Source organism: Streptomyces hazeniae (assembly GCF_031845485.1).
In the GTDB taxonomy this organism is placed as follows: Bacteria; Actinomycetota; Actinomycetes; order Streptomycetales; family Streptomycetaceae; genus Streptomyces; species Streptomyces hazeniae.
The window spans coordinates 1-500 of the sequence record NZ_JAVREQ010000112.1 but is presented as its reverse complement, the minus strand read 5'-3'; the positions used below and the strand labels follow the sequence as shown (position 1 = coordinate 500).

Here is a 500-nt window from a genome sequence, read left to right as displayed (position 1 = left end):
GCACCCAGGATCTGGGCGCTAAGGAACGCAGCGACTGGTGGCGAGACCGCGTATCAGAGATTCACTGTCCGATGTCGTTCGCGCTGGCCGACGACTACTGCGGGCGGATCGAATATCAGCAGTCAGGCCGCTATCGACTGGTCCGCTGGTGGGGTGACACTGAAGCACTCACCCGAGATTCCACCCAGATCCGGCGATCTCCGCATGAATCTTACGAGTTGCTCATCCCAGTCCATGGCCACCTTCAGCTTGCCCAAGGTGACTGCGACATCGTGGCCGTTCCACACACGATGACCCTGACCTCGCTCGATGCCGCCATGGATATGCGACACGGCGACAACGTTTCGGCGGTCGCTCTTGTCATTCCACGAGATCACCTCGACTCTCGACTGGCCCGGCAGACCAACGATCGCCCGGTCTCTCTTGATGCGAGGCGTGGGCTCGGCCGTATCGTCGTCGATCAGCTACGTACGGTCCGTGGCGAGCGCGATCAGCTGGAC

1 protein-coding gene is annotated in these 500 nt (G+C 61.4%); it reads left to right on the top strand.

What is annotated here, in order from left to right; genetic code table 11:
• Nucleotides 1–11: 11 nt before the first annotated feature.
• Nucleotides 12–500 (top strand): AraC-like ligand-binding domain-containing protein (locus RM572_RS28855; RefSeq protein ID WP_449657228.1); only part of this gene is annotated, 489 nt, incomplete at its 3' end.